We start from the raw sequence: 20,613 nt of genomic DNA, 5'->3' as shown, positions 1-20,613 counted from the left end.
GCAGAAAACCCCGCTGACTGCGGAGTTTCAACTTCACCTAAGTACGTTCAAACACGCTGGAGAAAACACATGACGTGGAAACTAAAGCTAATGTGTGCATTGCTCGCCCCGGTGGCGATGCATGCATGGGCGGAGGATGCAACACCTGCAGCGGCCGACGCGTCCGCACCGGCTGCGGTAGTCAACCCGCACGTGGTCGATAAACTGACCCAGATGGGCAACTACTTGCGTAGCCTGCCCAGATTTGAAGTAGACGCTGCCATTACCCATGACACCGTGCTGGAAACCGGCCAGAAACTGCAAATGCAGGCCACTACCAAACTGCAGGTGGATGGTCGTACCAAAATGTACGCTGCAGTGGAAAGCGATACCCAAAGCCGTCGTTTCTTTTACAACGGCAGCAAACTGACCCAGTACTCGCCAAACCTGAAGTACTACACCACGGTGAATGCGCCCGGCAAGATTTCCGATGCCATACACGACCTTGAAGATCACTACGGCATTCAGATCCCGCTGGAGGATCTGTTCCTGTTTGGCACCGATAAATCGCAGGCTAGTGCGTTGACCAGCGCGCTGTATGTCGGCCCGTCCCAGATCAATGGCAAGATGTGCGACCACCTGGCATTCCGCCAGGAAGGCATGGACTGGCAGTTGTGGGTCACCCGCTCGGAAAAACCGCTGCCATGCAAGCTGGTGATCACCACGCTAACTGATGATGCCCATCCGGAATACAGCGCGGTCTACACGTGGAACGTCAAGCCGGTCATCAAGTCATCCAGCTTTACCTTCGTGCCAGGCAAAGGTGATGTGTCCATTCCACTAACCAAGGCAAGCGAATAAGGGGCCAATGATGAAATCCAGAACACATGTCGCATTGCTATCCCTTATCACTGCAGCCCTGATGACACTGGGCTTGGCGGATGCCGCCAATGCCGGACCCGGCGCCAGGGGAGCGGCCCGCACTTCGGTTAATAAACCCGCTGGGGGCGGCGCCCACAACAACGGCAATGGTGGTAACAGAGTGGCCAACGGTAACAACGTGGGCAACAAAACCAATATCAACAACAGCCACAACAACGTGAACGTCAACAACAACCGCGACGTCAACGTGAACGTCGAAAACAATGGTCGCGGTGGTTATGGCTATGACAATAACTATCATCCTATTGCCACGGCAGCGGCCATTACTGCAACCGTGGCCGTGGTCGGCGCCATTCTGACCCCGGCACAAATGCCGACCAGCGGCTGCGTCCAGGTCATGCATGGCAACACGGCTTATATGCAATGCGGCAGCACCTGGTACCAGCCGCAATATCAGGGCAGCAATGTCACCTACGTTGTGGTGAACGCGCCTTAAACAGTACGCAGCTGCCGCACTTGTGCAAGCTGGAGTATGACAAGGCCCCATATGTATTTTGGGGCCTTGTCTTTTCATTTGGCCAACAGGGAGGGCACTCATGCTCAAGCGCTTTCTGGCAATCATGATCAGCGGTGTGTTGTTTGCGCTGCCTCTGGGCGTGCTGCTTTATGTCTTTGCCAGATTCATAGGCACACTCAAAAAGCTGGAAGCACCTCTGGCCGACAAAATCGGCATTCAGCACTTTCTGGGCGAATTCACGCTGACCGTGCTGGCCATTTCCGCTCTCGTTTTACTGTGCTTTGCCTTGGGTTTATTGTTGCAACGGGCTACCGTACTGCGCCTGATGGGAGACTCGGTCGAGGGCGTGGCGGTGCGTGTCATGCCGTCACTGAGCTTTCTCAAATCGATGGCCGACGAGCAATTTGACGTGCATGACGCCGACGCCTGGCAAGGCGGGCTGCTGGAAAAAAGTGACGGTCAATGGCTAGCCGCGTTTCTGGTGGAGGAAACCATTCACTGGCAGACCTTCTTCATCCCCAAAGCACCCAAGGGCGACTCCGGCGATATCCTGGTAGTACGCAAAGGCAGCTTGCCATTTCACGTCACCGATCTGGTCACCGTGCGCACCAATTTGCGGGTGTTTGGCCGAGGGTTAGCTGAAACGCTTGAAGAACTGCATCCCCAATAACCAGACTCGGGGTTCGCCAGCATCTGCTATCCCCCTCACCCACTTGGGACAGCTTCGGCACTTATCAAGGAGATAACGGTTTCATACTGGAGGGAGCATCTGCGGGTGCTGGCCTCATCGCAATTGAACACAGAAAGACGCTGCGGGCAAAGTCAGGCGCTATTGGAAAATCCTGAAATTGCAGGTAAATCAGGCTGATACGCATTGGCCAGTTGCTGGCTTTGCGTACTACGCTGCGCGATTTGTTGCTCTGCTTTCTGCTCCATGGCTTGGGCCTGCGCGGCAACCGAAATATCCTGCGTCGACGGCTGCGCCGGCGCCAGCGCGGCAGCCTGGATAATGCGCGCCTTGCGCACGGTTTCTTCCGGAGTGCGCCCTTCGCTCACATCAATCTGCACATCGCCACCATTGGCGTACTGCTTGCCGTCCGGCCCCATAGTCAGTTGATAGTTAGGCCCCGCAATCGTCAACCCGCCAGCAGCAGCCAGATGCGCCTGCTCATGTGCTCGCGTGGCCTTGTCAATTTTCTGAAGCTGGTCCACCTGTTGTTGCTGAGCGTTGTCCAGAGTTTGCCCACTGGCACTACGCGGCGTGTTTGCATTGCTACCGTTATCACCATCCACCGGTGCAGCCGAACCCGACTGCGCATACATACGCAACAGATTCCCGGCAACAGGGCTGGATACGGTTAGCATCACAAACACCCATGATCACAAGCTTCTGTATTTTAGGTAATTTCCCGGCGATAGCGCTTCGTGGAACGCTGCTTTGGCGATACTCGGCAGGTTTTAATAGCCCATGCGAATATTGAATCCACTTACGCCAGAAGTTGGAGAGCCCAACGATACAAGCGCAATGCCTTCCCAAACAGGCAAACAAGCAGCGTCAGATTTAGCTCGCAGGACCCCGGTCGCCACGGATGGCCGCCACTTCAAGATACAGTGAGCCCCACTTTTCTCACTTCGCTCCTTTTGAACCAAGCAAACAGCATGCCACTTGCTCTGCCTCATCCCGCCACATGTAGTCATTTTTCCATAAGTACACATGCGGTTGATTTTTGTCATGACATTGCGTGTTACGCGTAGCCGCTCACGTCTGTTTCCCCCTAGCATACCGGCAAATATTTCTGATATATCAGACGCATATTGTGCTTACTTTGATACACGCCCCACACATTGATTGGCGGGTATTGGGTATATCGGCCCGGAAATAACCTTTGCTTATCAGATGCATAACCTGGTTGATACGCTACCTTGGCGAATCCACGGAAGGAACAGCAAAGCCGGGCTTCAGTTAAATTTATGGGGGGAGCTGCAATGAATCAAACCAGAAAAACACTGCAGGCTGCGGCTATCGCTGCATTATTTGCATCAACACTGAGCGCTTGTGGCGATGGCACCAATGCCGATCCGGTCGGCGCGCCATCAACAGCCGCATCACCCAAGGCACCAGCAACGCCAAGCGTAACACCGACGCCAACTCCGGTTGCAACGCCGACGCCGACTCCAACTCCAACTCCAACACCCACTCCTACCCCAACGTCGACACCAACTCCGACCCCGACTACAACCCCCACACCTACGGGCACTCCAACCCAGATCGCGGGCTCGTGCGGTGTCATGATTGATGTGGCGACGTTGAACACCTCGTTTGGAGGAGCCACAGGCACCATGGTTACGCCATTGGCCTCACTTGGCAATACAATGGGTGGCACTGCAAACGCCAGTGCCTACCTTGCGGGTCTGGCACCCACCGGGGACGCCGCCATCTTTGAAAGTTACCCCGGCACGCCAAACGGCCCGGGATCAGGCTCGATGGTTGCAGCGACAGGCTCACAATTCATCTGCGCCAGCCAAAATGGCAATGGCACAACTACTGGTGCCAGTTCCACTGTGAAATACACCTCTGATCTAGCGTCAGGCAGCAGTCTCGTGGGCAATATTCAGTTATCCAAAACGTTCACCGGCTCGGCTACCGGCGGCGGTTTTGTCACCTTCAACCTCCCTAAACTTAGTCAGTTCAGCTTTGAATTCTATCGGGCAGGTAGTAATGGCTATCAGCTCGACTACAGCACTAACGGCACGACTTGGACCAATATTGTAACCACGTCGCCGAGCCGAGCAGCTTGCACGGGTAACGTCTGCGATGAAACCAACCTCATCCCCACCCCAATCACTCAGCCGCTCATTCTGCGTCTGCAGAACATCAATACCGGGGGCACCATGGTTATTCAGGGGCTAATGATCAAACCTTAACTTCATCGTCCTTATGACGCCGCGGGCTATATCTGCGCGGCGTCATCATGCTCCCACAAAAATTCGGCTGGCGTTCTGCCAAGTCGTGCAAGGACCGCACATGAACTACTCCAAACCCAATGCGGGCAGTTGCGCGCTCGCTTCACTGTTCCTGACTATCTCGCTAGCCGGCTGCGGAGGTGGCGCAGACTCTGGGAGCGCCCAGGCAAACAGCTCAACAACGCCTCCTGCTGATAATTCGGCAGCAACCCCTACACCAACTCCGAACCCCATACCTATCCCAACCCCAACACCAAGCCCTACTCCCGTGCCTGCACCGTCCATTGGTTCCTGGCCACTCAGCGCACAAAATGACGCTGCAGTAGCGGGCAAAGAACCCACCCTACCTACCGCTGTTTGTGCAACGGTAAATGCCAGCCTCACCAGAAACGCCAAAGGCCTGCTGGACAATTCAATTGATGCTACTCCAGCAAATTCGCAACCAGATGCGTCGCGAATTCAGAGTGCGCTCAACTCCTGTGCGAATGGCCAGGCGGTCAAACTGGTTACGGGGGCGAATGGCGAAAATGCCTTCTTGTCGGGCCCGCTCACGCTCAAAGCAGGCGTCACACTATGGATTGATAGCGGTATCACCCTGTTCGCATCGCGTAGCCCGGTTGACTACCAGATCGCCGGCAAAAACACCTGTGGTGCGACATCCGCTAGTGATAATGGCTGCAGCCCGCTTATCAGCATCACACCCAACAATAGCGGCGTAGTTGGTGACGGGACAATTGATGGCCGTGGTGGCGCGGTGATGACTAGCGGCACTTATGCAAATACGCTGACCTGGTGGGATGTTGGTGCACTGACCAAAACCATGAGCAATGCCAATCAAAACAATCCACGCCTGATCCAGGTGAATGGCGGCAGCAATTTTGTCTTGTACCGTACCACCTTGCAAAATGCCCCCAAATTTCATGTGGTAACCACGGGGACGAATGGCGCGACAATTTGGGCCAGCAAAATACTTACTCCTTCGCTGGAATACTCCGTTGCTGGCTACAACTGCGCGGCGGGAACTGCTCCCGTTGTTTCTGGCTCGCCCAACCTTACACGTGCAAGCACTTGCTTCACGCCCGATACCACAAAAAATACAGACGGAATCGATCCGGGCCAGTCGCAAAACGTATTGATCGCTTTCAACCATATCAGTACCGGCGATGACGGCATTGCAATCAAGTCGCATACCTCGCCTGCGACCAGCAATATCCAGATTCTGCACAACCGCATGTATTACACCCACGGCATGTCGATTGGCAGCGAAACAGATTCCGGCCTGAGCAATGTCACCATTCGCGATATGACCGTGGATGGTTTCGATATCAGTTCTACCAGCGGCTTCCGGATCAAAACAGATGATAGTCGCGGTGGTGAGGTCAAGAATGTGGTCGTTGATGGCTTATGTACGCGGCGTGTTACACAGCCACTTTTAATTGATAGCTACTATGGCAACGCACAGGGCTCCACCAACGCGCTGGTGCCAAACATCCACGACATTACGATCCGCAATGTGCGCAACCTGGATGTAAGTGGCTCGCGTTATGCAGGGGCAGGTAACGCCAGCATCGGCTTTAGAGGCTATCAGTACACTTCACCAACCTCTCCCCTCAAGAACATCACGCTTGATAACGTTGTTTTTGATTCGATGCCTGGCTGGGGTAGCCCCGCTAGCGGATTCCCTGCTTTGGCTTCGAACGCGGGTCTGACAATGGGGCCTGGACCAGTATCCTTTGCTAGTTTGCTGCATGCCGCAGGGGGCCAGAACGGGTTCACCCTAACCGATGCGCGCACCGGAACGACGACTGCGCCGTATGACTGCAGCACCGCATTTGTCAATTTCCCCGCGACCAATGCGCCTATGACAGTTCAGTAATTCGCCGGGGCCACCGTGGCTGATTTCAGGATGGATCAGTCACGGCAAGGAAAAAATCGGCGCATTCAATGACCATCCCCCCACTGAATAAAACCCAAGAATGGATAACATTCGGTCGGCAATGGCTCTCAAATGCCTGACTCAGTAACGATGACGTAACAGCACCTCGCCCGCTACATACCCGTACTTTAATCTCAAGGGTAACTTCCCTGCGGTTACAACCCGATCAATACCAACTCAATCTATACCCGTTGCCTGGCCAAAACGCCAATCAGCACAGGCTGCGCGACGATTTTATCGCTGGGGTCCGGCATTATCGGCTGCCAGGCGAAGAACATTATTTTCAAGAATGACTTCGTTCTTGGCTCGATCGCCACTTACAGTCCGGCCCCGTCCGCTCCGCTCATTCATCACCGGATCACTGGTGACGGGAAACCCGCTATCCTGGTAGAGCGCGCCGCGCTTGTCGTAATCAATTCCAAGTACGCTATACCTACACATCGCGCCCGAGCTGAGTGGCTCTTTGCTTGCGCCGTTTACCGCTTCCAATCACCCTTATGGGATTATGGCTGTAAACAGCACCTTCAGAACTGACGATAACGCTGCAATACCTGCCAGCCCGGTATTCCTTGGCCACCCTTATCCACAAAATGCCTATGACCGTTAGCGGGGCATCCGTCTCCGTCAACTGAACACTGAGTGGCTCCCGATCTTTGTGTTAGCAACCCGCAAACGCTGGTGCGCAACAGCCCGCTTGGTGCTCATATATCCAGCCGGTCGGGAGCCCACCTGACCCATAGTCAAACTGGCCCAATGGTGTTGGCTCCATCTACCTGGCCATTGACCCACGCATGCCCTGCTGTTCTACAACAACTGAGCGTCAGGCTGTTCCGTTCAAAGAGGCTATCTCCGATGGCCTCTTTTTTTTCCTCGTTCCCCCCCTCTATGCCCACTAACGACTACTAATTCATTCACATTTCCGAGATCGCCAAGTGTCTGATTCCAGGTCGTTGTAGTTACATTAAAAGAAACTACAAAACTGTTGCAAATTCATAAAGATAGCGCACATAATACTGATATATCAGATTGGATCAATAATGAAACCGGAATCGAAGTGATAATGTTTCCGCATACCCAAACAGAAGAGTTGTAGCAGTTAGCAAGCAAGCAGTTTGGACTTATCCACCTTTAGCTGCATGCATAGCATTTACAGTATGCCTTTGCTTTCCTATTTTAATTTCGGTTGAAATAATTCTTCCAAATTTCTGTTCCATATAAATAAACCATCGGCGATATTTTTCATGAGTTTGCAGCCTTAAATCCTTTTTATTTATGCAGGATGGATCATGCTTTCTACTGTCCAAGTCCAATCCATAAAAGCCAAGCCGGTGCAACGCACCTGTACCAATTGTAATGTCCGGGATATTTGCCTGCCTGCAGACATGGCGCAACAAAATTTGCCGCTGATGAGCCAATTCATCACGCGCACTATTCATGTCAAACGCGGTACGAGAATTTTCTCGGCAGGACAAACATTGCATTCGCTTTACGCAGTGCGGCTGGGGGTTTTTAAAACCAGGATGATGAATGAGCATCACCGGGAACAAGTAACCGGCTTTTATATGGCAGGTGCGTTGATCGGAGCGGATGCGCTGGCGTCAGGCCGCCACACTTATGACGCCATTGCGCTTGAGGATGGTGAAGTCTGCGAGCTTTCCTATGCCCGTATCGATGCGCAAACTCAAAGTTCTCCAGCCTTTCAAGCCTATTTGTACCGACTGATGGCGCACGAAATCAACCGATTGCACCACGCCACTTTGTTGTTGCGTGATACTGCCGCGGTACAGCGTGTTGTCGCCTTTCTGTTTAATTTGTCTGACGAGTTCGCGCTACGAGGCTATTCACATAAAAGTTTCTTGCTGCGTATGACGCGAAACGAAATGGCCAGCTATCTTGGCTTGTCAATTGAAACCGTGAGCCGAATTTTGTCTCGCTTGCAAAGCATGAAATTAATACAAATGCAAAATCGCCTGATTGAGCTACTGGACATTCCTGAGCTGAAGAAAACAATGAAAGGTGATGACTGTCAGGAAAATTGATTTTCTGTTTTCATTTGCAAATGAATAAAGAATAGATCATGCAGCCAATCAAGAAAATACTGATTTTCCTCAAGCGCGAGTGGCACCTGCAATTATGGCTGTTCTCGCGCAATTTTGGCACCAGCCAGGAACAGCGTCACTGGCGAGCCTTTAATAAAATTAATCACCAATGGCGTGAATCAAGATAGCATAATCTGTTACGGCCGGATTGGCACTGGCGAGGACCGCACTGAAATGCAGTCCTCGCCTGTCTGTGTCGCATCTTCTTTGAAAGGCAATGCCAAGCTAAAGTCTGAATTGCGCCACCGATCGCCGCAATTGTGCAGCAAGTAACTCCAGCTCCCGCACGTTCTGGTTGGCGATCTGCACAGAAGACGTAGAGCCTTCCACCATTTGGGCAATTCGTTCAACATTCCCCGCCACACTGTTACTGGCCAGGCTCTGTTCCGCAGCGGCATTGGCTACGTCGCGCACCCGCTCAAGGTTGGCGTTGGCGCCGTGATTGATTTCACGCAATGCAGTGGCAGCAGACCCGGCCATCTCCACACTCCCTCTCACCCTGGGGGTTACCGCTTGCATGCTGCTGACCACTTCTCCGGTGTCCGTGCGAATAGCTTGCACCATATTGGCGATCTGATTGGTTGCTTGCGTAGTTCGCTCCGCCAGTTTACGTACTTCATCGGCAACCACAGCAAAACCCCGGCCTTGTTCGCCAGCCCGGGCGGCTTCAATCGCAGCGTTCAGGGCCAGCAGGTTGGTCTGATCGGCAATTTCCTTGATCTCGCCGGACACCCCGCCAATTTCGCGGGAGCGTTCTACCAGCCCGCTGATCAAATCCGACGCCCCGCCGACCTCGCTTAATAGCCCCTGTATCTCGGCAGCAACCCGATTTACCAGGACCTCACCATCCTGCGCCAATGCAGCTGCGCGCGCAGAGTCCTTTTCTGTTTCCCTGGCACTGCCCGAAATCTGGTCAATACTCACTGACATTTCTTCAATGGCCGCAGCGGTGGAAGATGTCGCGTCAGAGGACTGGCGGGAAGAAGTGTGGATCTGCTCCATCTGCCGGGTCAGACTGACCGATGCTTGTGCCAGTTCCTGAGCGCCATGCTGGATGCCATGAATCATTTCCCGCAGGCTTTTTTGCATGCCCGCAATTGCCCCCAGCAAGCTCCCGTCACCATTACGCAGTTTGACCTGCCAGGTCAGATCGCCGCTGGCGATGGCTTGTGCAACCTCCGCCGCGTAATCCGGCTCGCCGCCAAGGCGCCGGTAGATGTTTCGTGACATCACGATGGCCAAGGCTGACACTACGATCAGTGCGGCAAAGCCAATTAACAAAAAGTGCCAAGCCAGAGTCCAGTACGCTTGGTCAATGTCGTCGACAAAAACACCAAAACCTACCAACCAGTCCCAGCCATCAATACGGGTCACGCCGTTGATTTTTGGCACTTCAACGTCAGTGCCAGGCCGCTTGGTCATGTCGTCAAAATAACCAAAGTCCTTATCCTGCAGCTCAACTACATAGTTCTCAAAGTTGGTCCGGCCATTGGCCAGACGTGCACCAAAATCCACTTTGCCTATTACAGCCGGGTTAGGATGAACCAGGCCCAACGCGCCCTTTGTCCGCGCCCAGAGATAGTTTTTGCCATCGCGCAGGCCAGATAACGCTTCGATTGCTTTAGCTTGAGCTTCCTGGCGCGTGAGCTTGCCGCTCTTCTCCTGATCCTGGTAAAACGCCACCTGATGGCGCGCCAGGTTAAGTACCGCGTGAATCTCCTCTCGCCGATCTGCCAGCATGGTGGCATGCAAGGTATGCAGGGCGAAGATGGCCACTATGATCAAGCCAATTACAGCACTTGCGACAATCAAACCCAGCCGCGTTGATAACTTCATGTTCTGACTCCGTCATATCAACTCAAAATGGTCTGCAACGCTCATCATCAGCGCCGCCTGTGCTGCCCGCCGCAGCGTTACCAGTAAGGTGCTGGCTCCCGGCTTTCGGGCAAATTGGCAATGAAATATTCCGGGCAGCGAGTACGGGCGATATCCAGGACCGGCAAGACCTGATCCAGATGCTCGCGCATCGCCACGGCAGCCTGATCCCGCTGACCTGACTCAAGCATCGCAACAACCTCTATGTGCTCAGCCAGCACCACATCCATTCGGCCCGGCATGGGCAAGGTCAAGCGGCGGTAACGGTCGATCTGGATTTTGGCCTGCAAAACCATCCGCCAGACGCCGGGGAAACCAGCGATATCCGCCAACGCCTCGTGAAAATCTTCATCACTACGGTGAAAGCCCAGAACGTCCTGGCGTTCAATACAGGCAATCTGTTCCGCCAGCATCCCGCGCAGGCGGCCGATGTCTTGCGGGCTGATCTGCAGCGCCGCACGGCGCACAATGGCGACTTCCAGCGCGGTACGTATCAGCATGGCTTCGCCCAGCCTGTCCAGCGGAATCCGCGATACATATGTTCCAACGCGCTGAGTTACCTCCACGAGGCCTTCTTCAGCAAGACGGCGAACCGCCTCGTGTACCGGTGTACGGCTGGTGCCATGTTCGGCAGCAAGATCTTTCTCAACAATACGGGTGCCGGGCAGCAGCACCATATCGACGATTCGCTGGCGCAAATCGAGGTAAACGCGCTGCGCTGCGCTACCGGGGTTTTCTTCGGTTCGTGCGGGATCACCGGCTCTCTTCTGGAGCATCTGGAAAAGTCTCGTAAACAGGTTTTGATCGATAGGGAGAAATCAGTAACAGAAAGGATTAATCCGGCATGGCTGATAAAGGAATGATGGCGCCTCTGTGCTGAATCACCCGCCCCGCAAGGCGATGTCCTGCTTCGGCGGCCTTGGCCGGGTTCGCGCCAGCCAATCTTGCCGCTAGATAAGCTGCGCCAAATGAATCCCCTGCCGCAGTGGTATCGACCACTTCAGCAACGGGCTCTGGCGTGATCTCCAGCCGCAAGTCAGGTGTAGCAACCACACACGCCGCCCCTCCTCGCTTGACGACAACCTCCGCCACCCCCAGCGCCCGAGTGCGGGCAATCACCGCGTCCACATCTTGCTCCCCGTATAGCGCGGTTTCGTCGTCCAGCGTTAACAGGGCTGTATTGGCTAACATCAAAACTCGGCAGTACATCTGGATCGCCGCTTCAGTGCTTTCCCACAGCCGCGGGCGATAGTTGTTGTCGAATACTATCTGGCCGCCATTCGCCCGACAGCGCCCTAATACTTCACACAGCATCTCGCGATACGCCGAGCTGAGAATGGCCAGGCTGATTCCTGACAGGTAAATCACGTCAGCGTTAATCAACCCGGCTATCACCCGCCCCGTCTGCGGTCCCTCCAGCCAGTAACGAGCGGCGGAGTCCTTGCGCCAATAGTGAAAGGTGCGTTCGCCTTGCTTATCCGTTTCAATCAGATAAATACCAGGCAAGCGGTCGGGCAAACGCTGCACCCACTGCGTTGATATGCCTTCACTTTGCCAGGCCGCGCACATTTCATCAGAGAGCGTATCCACGCCGAGCGCGCTTACGTAAGCGATATCAAATCGCGTTTGATCCACCTTGCGCGACAGGTAAACCGCCGTATTGAGCGTGTCGCCGCCAAAGTGGTACTCCAAACCGCCGCCATGCCGTTGCAGCTCGATCATGCATTCGCCAATGATGGCCACTGTTTGCTTGTTCATTGATATTCTCGCCGCTGCCTACAAGGTCGAATTAAGTGTCACGCAGCTACAGTGCTACGTGTATAGCGTGCGGCCATGGCATCCAGCGACATCGGCTTGATACGACTAGCCCTGCCCGCAGCACCGAAGGCCTCGTAGCGCGCGATGCAAATATCGCGCATGGCATCGGTCGCTTTCTCCAGGTATTTGCGGGGATCGAACTCGGCTCTGGCCGTCCCGAATGCGCGGCGAATGGCGCCGGTAGCAGCCAGGCGCAAATCGGTATCAATATTGATTTTGCGCACGCCATGCCGGATGCCTTCCACGATCTCCGATACCGGCACTCCCCAGGTGTCTGGGATATCGCCGCCGTATTCATTGATCACCCGTAGCCATTCCTGCGGCACAGATGAGCTGCCATGCATAACCAGGTGGGTCTCAGGCAAACGAGCATGAATCTGGCGGATGCGATCAATCGCCAGTGTGTCTCCCGTTGGCGGGCGGGTGAACTTGTAGGCGCCATGGCTGGTGCCAATGGCGATGGCGAGCGCATCGACGCCGGTGGCCAAAACAAATGCGGCGGCTTCATCCGGATCGGTCAGCATCTGCGCATGATCCAGCGTGCCCTCCGCTCCCACGCCGTCCTCTTCGCCAGCCATACCGGTTTCCAGGCTACCGAGACAGCCCAGTTCACCTTCGACCGAGACGCCACACGCGTGCGCAAAAGCCACCACGTTGCGGGTGACGTTCACGTTGTAGTCGTAACTTGCCGGGGTTTTGCCGTTTTCCAGTAACGAGCCATCCATCATTACGGAAGAGAATCCCAACTGAATGGCACGCTGGCATACCGCCGGGCTAGTGCCGTGATCCTGGTGCATCACAATCGGCAAATGAGGAAACTCTTCAATCGCCGCCAGAATCAGATGCCGCAAAAATGGCGCACCGGCATAAGCGCGAGCCCCCGCTGACGCCTGCACGATGACCGGGCTATCGGTGCGATCTGCGGCGAGCATGATGGCGCGCATCTGCTCCATATTGTTGACGTTAAAGGCTGGCAAACCGTATTGGTAATCAGCAGCGTGATCCAGCAGCTGTCTCATGGAAACCAGTGGCATGGTGTTATTCCTTGATCTTGTTTGTATGACCTGGGCGCTGGGATATGCCGTCAGGTCCATGTTTCTATTGGCTGGGGCTGCCGTTTAATACTCGGTCCAGAGATGGCGAAGGGCATTGACCAGATCAGGCACTGGTTGTGCCGCTTGCTGGTGATAGGCCGTCAATCGCTCCACCTCGTCGCGCGAACCGAGCATCACGGCGATACGCTGATGTAAAGCGTGCGGCTGGATATCCATGACCCGCTCATGACCGGTACTGCTCATGCCGCCGGCTTGCTCTACCAGAAAAGACATCGGATTTGCCTCATACAGCAGTCGCAATTTGCCAAAGCGGCTTGCTTCGCGGGTGTCTTGTGGATACAGAAACACGCCTCCACGCAGCAGAATGCGATGCACGTCAGCAACCATCGCAGCCACCCAACGCATGTTGAAATCCTGTTTGCGCGGACCATTGGCTCCGGCCAGGCATTCGTCGATATAACGGTTGACCGGTGCTTCCCAGAAACGGGTATTAGCCGTGTTGATGGCAAATTCACGTGTGCTGGCCGGGATGGTCATCCGCGGATGAGTAAGAACGAATTCACCGCTATCCCGATCCAGCGTAAAACCGTCCACCCCATCACCGAGCGTCAGCACCAGCATGGTGGCCGCGCCATAGATAGCATACCCGGCGCACACTTGAGCCGTGCCCGGCTGCAGGAAATCCGATTCACTCACCGGATAAGTACTGTCAGCACAACGAAGGATCGAAAATATCGTTCCCACCGGTGCATTCACGTCCACGTTGGAAGAGCCGTCCAATGGATCAAACAGCAACAGATATTGACCGGCTTTACGCGCCTGACCAGTGCGGCTGATCCGCGCCATTTCTTCGGATGCCACTGCCGCCAATACGTCGTTGTTGGCGGTGCCTTCCAGCATCAAGGTGTTGGTGACAATATCGAGCTTTTTTTGTTCTTCGCCTTGAACGTTGGCAACACCAGCACTACCCGTGGTACCTGCCAGCGCGCTGCGGTCCACAGCAGCAGCAATCGCACGGCAGGTCTGCGCAATGCTGTGAATCAATTGATAGAAAGCGACGGGGTGGCGATCATCGGTGGTACATCGGGTCGCAATGAAACTGGAAAGACTGGTACTCATAATTCACCTGTTAAAGACATCCGGCCTGCGCTTGCAGGGCCGCCGAATAAATCTGCGAAAGGGATTGCGGCGCCAACGACGCACGACCAATCAATGCGCCATCGACGTCGGGCATGGCAAACAAGGCCGCGGCGTTTTGTGGACTGACACTGCCGCCATAAACCAGGCGCATGCGGGAAGCTGCAGTGGCATCCACCTGAGCCAGATAACCGCGGATAAACGCATGTACCGACTGCGCAACGGCGGGCGTGGCTGCGTTACCTGTGCCAATGGCCCAGACTGGTTCGTAAGCCACCACGGCGTAACGCCACCCGGTGGTTGCCAGTAGAGTATCGAGTTGGCTCGCCAGCACACTTTCGGTGAGCCCGCTATCGCGCTCCTCCTGGTTTTCACCAATACAAACCACCGGGATTACACCCGCAGCGACACAGGCTTGCGCTTTGGCAGCGGTCAACGCATCACATTCGCCGTGGTGCTGACGACGCTCGGAATGCCCCACAATCACGTAATGACAACCAATTTCCGCCAGCATGGCAGCGGACCACTCCCCCGTGCGCTCGCCCTTGGCCAGTTCCGCTACGTTTTGCGCGCTCATCTGGAGCCGTGTAGTACGCATCAACCGCCGGATTTCTCCCAAATAAGGAGCTGGCGGACATAGCACCAAGTCCACCTCAGGCTGCACGACGTCCGCCAACACACTGACGGCCTCGAGGCACAAATCCAGGTTTCCGTGCATTTTCCAGTTGCCGATCACCAGCTTGCGGCGACACCGGGATATCGGTGTTGAACTTCCCGCTACGGTTGTTACCAGGCAGGAATTTGCCAATGCGTTGTTTGTCGTTTCAGCCATTGCAGCCATCTTTTTAATCCTGTCAGAGCCTTTAAAACGCGGCATTTAAATCGTTGTTGCCGTTCAAAACCAAAGTCGCTGACAAAATCCTCCCCACTGCGGCAGCGGTGCTCACCGGCAGAACAGGATTGGGTCAATAACCTTGGATACAGGCCCGATAACAAACAAATGGACCGTAGAAAACCTCCCGACGATGCCGGGAGGTTTGATCACGCGAGAGGCGGCGAGGTTATCGCCGCCCGCTTACCACTTAGTGGGAAGCCCACGTAGAACCGAACAAGTTGGATTGACCAATTGCAGGGAAATCAACAAACGCGTTGCTGCAATCGATGACCTTGGATGGATCGACGGCTTGCGTCACTGTACCGTTCACCACAACGCGGTTATCGGTCGAGGAGAACAAGGGCAGGTTGACACCACGAACGGTCAGATTGGCATCAGACATTGCCGAAACGGTCACCGCAGTACCCGAATCAGCCAGCACATTGGTCAGCGACATCACCAGCGGGTAAGCCGGATTGCCAAAGCCACCTGTGTTCGCCTGGAAGCCTTGCAGCTTGACGTTTGAACTACCCAGAATCCGCACGTTGTTCAGAACGATGTCGTGGAAGTTCGGGTACAACGGACCAGCCGCTGGCAACGCCTTGGTGCTGTAATACGGCGTAAACAGCAGCGCGTTCTGAGCATCCTTGATACAAATATTGCTGTAGTTAATGTTGCTGACTTCGCCGCCGCGAGCATAGTCGGACTTGATGCGCAGACCTTCTTCCGAATCCTGGAAGGAGTTGTCATACACCTGCACATTGGTCACGCCAGAGTTAGTCTCGCTACCCACCGAAATGCCATGACCCCAGTAGATATGGTTGTGGGCGATGATCATGCCCCACTTACGGTCAGAACGAACGTCGCGGTTACCGTCGATGGCGAAGATGCCGGAGCCATTGCCGCCTGGAGTCGGATTGCTACTGCCCTTAAGCGCAATATCATCGTCACCGGTGCTGACAAAGTTGTAGGCAAACACAAAGTTCTTTAGATACCCGTCAAACGAGATCTTCGCTGCCGAATTGGTCTTGCTGCCGGTTGCCAGAGCGACCGAGGTTTGCTTGCTGGCTGCGCCCGGATCGAAGGCGTCGGTGTTCTTGACGTTGTCTTCGGTAAAGGTTTGGCCGTTGTACAGCGGATTGCCGTTACCTGCCGGGTTGGCAAAGGCTGCCAGCGACGGTGTTTGTACCTTCACGCCCCAGATAGTCAGGCCATCGACACCACTCGGCACGACGTGGAAGTTGGCGCTGTTGTTCAGGGTAATGCGATACAAGGTCAGGTTTTTGGCGTAATTGAACACCATCATGCGGAAGTTGGACTGCGAACCGGAACCGGTTGTACCGTTATCAACCATGTTGCCTTTGAAGGCCAGATCCCACCAGGTCATGTTGCGGGCAGCGGACTTGGTATCAACAAAGGTACCGCCGTTGTCGCAAGGCGTGCCGTCAGCCGCAAATTTGTTCGTCAGATAAGCCGCGTAGGTGTTGGTACAAGTCAGATCCACCTTCATCAGCGGATAGTACTTGTTGGACGTCACGACTTCCGCGTAACCACGACTGTCGATACGACCATCACCCATCACCGCGGAGTTGACCATATTGTTACCATTGATCAACGCCTGGCAGTTGCTGGAGCTACCAGCCGAACCAGAGTTTGCAGTGTTGGCGCAGTATTTGCCGGCAGTCGTTGTGAGGTAGGTCGTCGCATCGCGCGAGGCATATAGCGTCACCCCCTTATCGATCCACAGCGTTACACCAGACGGCAAGGTCAGCGGGCCGCTGATAAAGCCATTGCTGCCATCTGCGCCTTGGCTGGCAACCAGACGTACTGCAAATTTCTTGGCTTTATATTGTGGCTTGGCCAATTCTTCGCCTGAAACACCAGCGATATTTGCCGCAACCGGTGCCGAAGCGTTCTTCACCGTTACCATCACGTTGGCCAGTTTCTGAGACGCAGTTGCTGCAGCGTCGACTGCAGCAATCTGCCCACCAACTTCTGCATCAACCGATGCACCGCACTGATCCAACGCGGCCTGGATGCGCGCCTGATCAGGATTGGCTGTTGTGGTCGCAACACCGTTACCAGAGGTCGACGGATCTGCCTCTGGTGGCAACGAACCATCCGGGCGACTAACAACCGGCACAGATTTGCCGCCGATCACGTTTGGCTGGGCATAGACCGTTGCACATACCTGGTCGTCCGTTGGCAGGCTTGGTTCTGCCGGCAGATTGGCATCAAAGCTGGTGGTGCCTACCTGGAACGGTTTGTCGGACGAGTAGTTTGTCGCATTGCTACTGTCGCCACCACCGCCACCACATGCGCTAAGTGCGATTGACACAGCTACCACCGGAACCAGAAAACCCAGTTCCTTCAGCCGCTGCAGCATTTCCCTTGTTTTATGCATCTTCATTTTATTTACTTCCCCCAAATTGGATATCCAGATCGTGGATATCACCTCTGGATAACCTGGCAATCGCGGTCAAACCATGACAGCAATGCGTGATTACCAAAGTCATCACTGTGACTGGTATTGCGAGAGCGGGTAATTAGCCAGCCATTGCCTGGCTGAACATGTTCCACCCGATCAGAAACGAGCAATCAAACCCAAACCAAATGCGCGCGGACTATCACCAGGAGCCAGGAACGCGTTAGTGGTACCTGAGTTATTGCTGTAAATTGGAGACTGACCCAGATTCACGTTTTGCTGTGACTTATTTTTGATATCGGTGTAATACACGTACGTCGCCAGATACTTGTTGAACTGATACAACGCACCGACCGAGAATTGAGTTGCGGAATAATCATCCGGGGTGCCAAAGGTTGCATTATCCAGGTGACCCAATTTGCCATAAGAAAGCATGATCGACGTATCTTCACGCACATCTTGTGCGACAGAAATCATCGCCGAGCTTTGCTTCATTGAGCCAGTCGTCGTCGAGCTATACAGATTGGACGAGCTAGCCGGATTGAATTGCGAATAACCGTAATTGCCAACTTCATAACCAACGCCAACGTAGGTTTTGGTCGGGAACTTGTAAGATGCAACAACCTTGTAGAAATAGGTGTCTACATTGTTAACGGCACCAGTCTGGAATCCGTAACCTTGCGATACCTTGTCGGTGAGCACACCGGTATTGCCTTGGCGGTCGTAGCCGACACCAATTTCAAAGCCCCCATGTGTGTATTTGGCTGCCAGCGAATAACGACCGCGGTTGCCACCGCTGCTTTCTGCTTCATCAAAACCATAGGAGCCACCGGCCTGGAAGCCATAAAATTCTGGTGAGAGGTAATGTACCGAATTCTTGTAACGTGCCTCACCGCGGCTGAATAAGCTGTTGGCATTGCCAGTCATTTGTGCGGAAGTGTTGTTCCACAGATCTAGCCCGTGCACCGTAAGGCCAAGGTTGCCACCCATTTCACCCCCCGAACCAACCAGGCTGCGATAGATAGAATCATTGTTACCTACGATCACGCGACCGAAGCGAGTGTCCTCAACGCCAACAAAAGAGTTACGCGATTCAAGCGTAGCGGAACTCCCCTGGTCGTTCACGCCGCCATTCTCAAAATTGTTCAGACCGCCTTCTAATTGCCAAATACCTTTCGCGTATTGATTAATCTCAATTGAGCCCTTAAATCCAAGCCGGGAGTTACCGTCCGAAATTCTGCCGCGTGACGAATACGGAGTTGCGCCACCATCGGCCTGAACAGACTCTATCTGGCCGTTCAAAAATCCGTACACAGAGGTTTCAATATTGAGATCTTTCATCGCTGAATCCAGATCAGCAAATGCACAAGACGAAATACCTGCAAATACCGATGCTCCCGCAATCAGCATTGCCTTTTTACTGAACTTACCTGATTTAGACATTTTTATGCTCCCTATTTGATTACCGACAAAATACCCACAATTGCAACAAAAATATTCAGATTAACCGGCTTGATAAACACAATGCGCAGGAATCCCCGCCAGCAATTGGACTGGAAAAAATTAATGTGTTTGAGATTTCACCGCACCGTTCAGATTTGCCGTGAACAACAATTCATCTATTCGGGTGATTTACCGATCCCGCCTCCCTTGCGGCAGGACCGGCTTTTTAAAGTTCAATACACCCGATGTCAAACCGCGACGGGAGTTCCTTGCACAGGCTGGTTGGTCACAATGATACGTTCACGAGCCATCAGGCAAACTACGATTGCGGCAACAACATCAAACAAAGCCAGCACGACAAACAGCGGGCTGTAACCAATCTGTGTCACCAGAACACCAAACACGAGAGTGAACAGCGTCGCGCCAAGATAACCAAACATGCCACCAAGACCTGTTGCTGTGGCGACTTCGTTCTTGCCGAACACATCGGAGGTAATTGCATAAAGCGCGCCAGACAAGGTTTGGTGGGCAAAGCCGCCGACACACAACAAGGCAATCGCTGCGTAAGGACTTTCGACCAGGCCAATGCAAGCCGGTCCGATCATGCACAGCGAACCAGTCACCATAACCATCTTGCGGGATGTGAACAGCGAAACCTTGCAATACTTGTGATACAGCGGGCTCAGATATCCACCCAACACGCAGCCAATATCAGCAGCCAGAAACGGCAACCAGGCAAACATGGCAATTTCTTTCAGATTCATATGACGTTCAGTGGCCATGTACAAAGGGATCCAGGCATTGAAGGTTTGCCATGCCGGTTCCGACAGGAAGCGGGGAATACCGATGGACCAGAAGTCGCGATTGCGCAGAATCTCGCGCCAGGTAGCCTTTTTGGTGACCTCTTCGGCGTACTTGGCTTCCTGGCCAGCGAGGATATAGTCGCGCTCTTCGTTGGAGAGATTTTTCTGGTTCTTCGGATGCTTGTAGAGCCATGCCCACAGCCCTGTCCAGATCAATCCCAGACCACCAACGATCACAAACGCCCACTCCCATGTGCCGTGCATGATGGACCACACGACCAAAGGCGGTGCGCACAGCGCGCCGATGGATGAACCGATGTTGAACCAGCCAATGGCCACCGAGCGCTCTTTGGCCGGGAACCATTCGGTGGTGGCTTTCACTCCTGCCGGTATACCAGCCGCCTCACTCATGCCTAACAGGCCTCGAAAGACCGCCAGACTTTGCCAGCCCGTGGCCAGGGCTGCAGCAGCGCAAGCGACCGACCAGGCCAACGCAAAAATGGCAAAACCGATTTTGGTGCCAATGGTGTCCAGCACAAAGCCGGCAATAGGCTGCATCAAGGCATAACAGATTTGCCAGGAAACCACGATCCAGGAGTACTGCTGCGTAGAAATATTCAGTTCGTGCATCATTGTCGGTGCAGCCACCGACAGCGTATTGCGCGCGAGGTAATTGACGATCAGGCCAGCGGTGACCATGCCGACCATCCACCAACGCATGCCCTTGATTTTGCTCATGACATATCCTTCAACCACTTGATTGACGAGCCAACTGCACCGTTTCGGTATTCACCGAGTTCCGGGTT

17 protein-coding genes are annotated in these 20,613 nt (G+C 54.2%); 7 read left to right on the top strand and 10 right to left on the bottom strand.

Features of this window, described 5'->3' with window-relative positions; genetic code table 11:
- The first annotated feature begins 69 nt into the window (after positions 1 to 69).
- The 3 genes from N7220_RS19525 to N7220_RS19515 all read left to right on the top strand — a co-directional run bounded on the left by N7220_RS19525 (position 70) and on the right by N7220_RS19515 (position 2,048).
- Entirely contained in the window at positions 70 to 840 is a 771-nt protein-coding gene (locus N7220_RS19525) for a DUF2092 domain-containing protein (protein ID WP_283149205.1), read from the top strand.
- 61 nt (positions 841 to 901) lie between these two features.
- On the top strand, positions 902 to 1,357 hold the full coding sequence (locus N7220_RS19520) for a hypothetical protein (protein WP_283149204.1): 456 nt from the start codon (positions 902 to 904) through the stop codon (positions 1,355 to 1,357).
- Between the two features lie 100 nt (positions 1,358 to 1,457).
- A complete protein-coding gene (locus tag N7220_RS19515) occupies positions 1,458 to 2,048 on the top strand; it encodes a hypothetical protein (protein ID WP_283149203.1) in 591 nt (196 codons plus the stop codon).
- A 152-nt stretch (positions 2,049 to 2,200) separates the two neighbouring features.
- Here the strand turns inward: N7220_RS19515 and N7220_RS19510 are convergent, their stop codons facing one another.
- Positions 2,201 to 2,743, bottom strand: coding sequence for a putative metalloprotease CJM1_0395 family protein (locus tag N7220_RS19510; protein ID WP_283149202.1), 543 nt, complete (start codon positions 2,741 to 2,743; stop codon positions 2,201 to 2,203).
- A gap of 621 nt (positions 2,744 to 3,364) precedes the next feature.
- On the opposite strand from N7220_RS19510, the gene N7220_RS19505 reads away from it, so the two are divergent.
- From N7220_RS19505 to N7220_RS19490, 4 genes are all read left to right on the top strand, one after another.
- Positions 3,365 to 4,303 (top strand): hypothetical protein, encoded by a 939-nt coding sequence (locus tag N7220_RS19505; RefSeq protein WP_283149201.1) that lies wholly within the window; start codon positions 3,365 to 3,367, stop codon positions 4,301 to 4,303.
- Between the two features lie 100 nt (positions 4,304 to 4,403).
- Positions 4,404 to 6,218 carry a glycoside hydrolase family 28 protein gene (locus N7220_RS19500; protein WP_283149200.1) on the top strand — a complete coding sequence of 605 codons (1,815 nt, stop codon included), beginning with the start codon at positions 4,404 to 4,406 and terminating at the stop codon, positions 6,216 to 6,218.
- Between the two features lie 1,346 nt (positions 6,219 to 7,564).
- The gene (locus N7220_RS19495) at positions 7,565 to 8,317 is read left to right on the top strand and encodes a helix-turn-helix domain-containing protein (protein WP_283149199.1); all 753 of its coding nucleotides are present in this window, start codon (positions 7,565 to 7,567) and stop codon (positions 8,315 to 8,317) included.
- 38 nt (positions 8,318 to 8,355) lie between these two features.
- Positions 8,356 to 8,505, top strand: a complete 150-nt coding sequence (locus tag N7220_RS19490) for a hypothetical protein (RefSeq protein WP_283149198.1) — start codon at positions 8,356 to 8,358, stop codon at positions 8,503 to 8,505.
- Between the two features lie 97 nt (positions 8,506 to 8,602).
- On the opposite strand, the gene N7220_RS19485 is transcribed toward N7220_RS19490, so the two are convergent.
- The 9 genes from N7220_RS19485 to N7220_RS19445 all read right to left on the bottom strand — a co-directional run bounded on the left by N7220_RS19485 (position 8,603) and on the right by N7220_RS19445 (position 20,545).
- Complete coding sequence (locus tag N7220_RS19485; protein ID WP_283149197.1) at positions 8,603 to 10,213, bottom strand: methyl-accepting chemotaxis protein; 1,611 nt, start codon at positions 10,211 to 10,213, stop codon at positions 8,603 to 8,605.
- Between the two features lie 77 nt (positions 10,214 to 10,290).
- Positions 10,291 to 11,028: a GntR family transcriptional regulator gene (locus tag N7220_RS19480; protein ID WP_283149196.1), complete on the bottom strand. Its 738-nt coding sequence runs from the start codon at positions 11,026 to 11,028 to the stop codon at positions 10,291 to 10,293.
- Positions 11,029 to 11,086: 58 nt separating this feature from the next.
- Positions 11,087 to 12,010, bottom strand: a complete 924-nt coding sequence (gene kdgK / locus N7220_RS19475; protein ID WP_283149195.1) for a 2-dehydro-3-deoxygluconokinase — start codon at positions 12,008 to 12,010, stop codon at positions 11,087 to 11,089.
- Positions 12,011 to 12,048: 38 nt separating this feature from the next.
- The gene (gene fba / locus N7220_RS19470) at positions 12,049 to 13,104 is read right to left on the bottom strand and encodes a class II fructose-bisphosphate aldolase (RefSeq protein ID WP_283149194.1); all 1,056 of its coding nucleotides are present in this window, start codon (positions 13,102 to 13,104) and stop codon (positions 12,049 to 12,051) included.
- Positions 13,105 to 13,188: 84 nt separating this feature from the next.
- Positions 13,189 to 14,244, bottom strand: a complete 1,056-nt coding sequence (locus N7220_RS19465) for a class 1 fructose-bisphosphatase (protein ID WP_283149193.1) — start codon at positions 14,242 to 14,244, stop codon at positions 13,189 to 13,191.
- A 10-nt stretch (positions 14,245 to 14,254) separates the two neighbouring features.
- Positions 14,255 to 15,094, bottom strand: coding sequence for a triose-phosphate isomerase (gene tpiA, locus N7220_RS19460; protein ID WP_283149192.1), 840 nt, complete (start codon positions 15,092 to 15,094; stop codon positions 14,255 to 14,257).
- A 250-nt stretch (positions 15,095 to 15,344) separates the two neighbouring features.
- Positions 15,345 to 17,546 carry a glycoside hydrolase family 28 protein gene (locus tag N7220_RS19455; RefSeq protein ID WP_283149191.1) on the bottom strand — a complete coding sequence of 734 codons (2,202 nt, stop codon included), beginning with the start codon at positions 17,544 to 17,546 and terminating at the stop codon, positions 15,345 to 15,347.
- Positions 17,547 to 17,720: 174 nt separating this feature from the next.
- Entirely contained in the window at positions 17,721 to 18,971 is a 1,251-nt protein-coding gene (locus tag N7220_RS19450; protein ID WP_390901590.1) for a porin, read from the bottom strand.
- 281 nt (positions 18,972 to 19,252) lie between these two features.
- Complete coding sequence (locus tag N7220_RS19445; protein WP_283149189.1) at positions 19,253 to 20,545, bottom strand: MFS transporter; 1,293 nt, start codon at positions 20,543 to 20,545, stop codon at positions 19,253 to 19,255.
- Positions 20,546 to 20,613 lie beyond the last annotated feature (68 nt).

The organism is Silvimonas soli, assembly GCF_030035605.1.
Taxonomy (GTDB): Bacteria; Pseudomonadota; Gammaproteobacteria; order Burkholderiales; family Chitinibacteraceae; genus Silvimonas; species Silvimonas soli.
The sequence above is the reverse complement of the archived record's forward strand: the minus strand, read 5'-3'. Positions and strand labels throughout refer to the sequence as shown.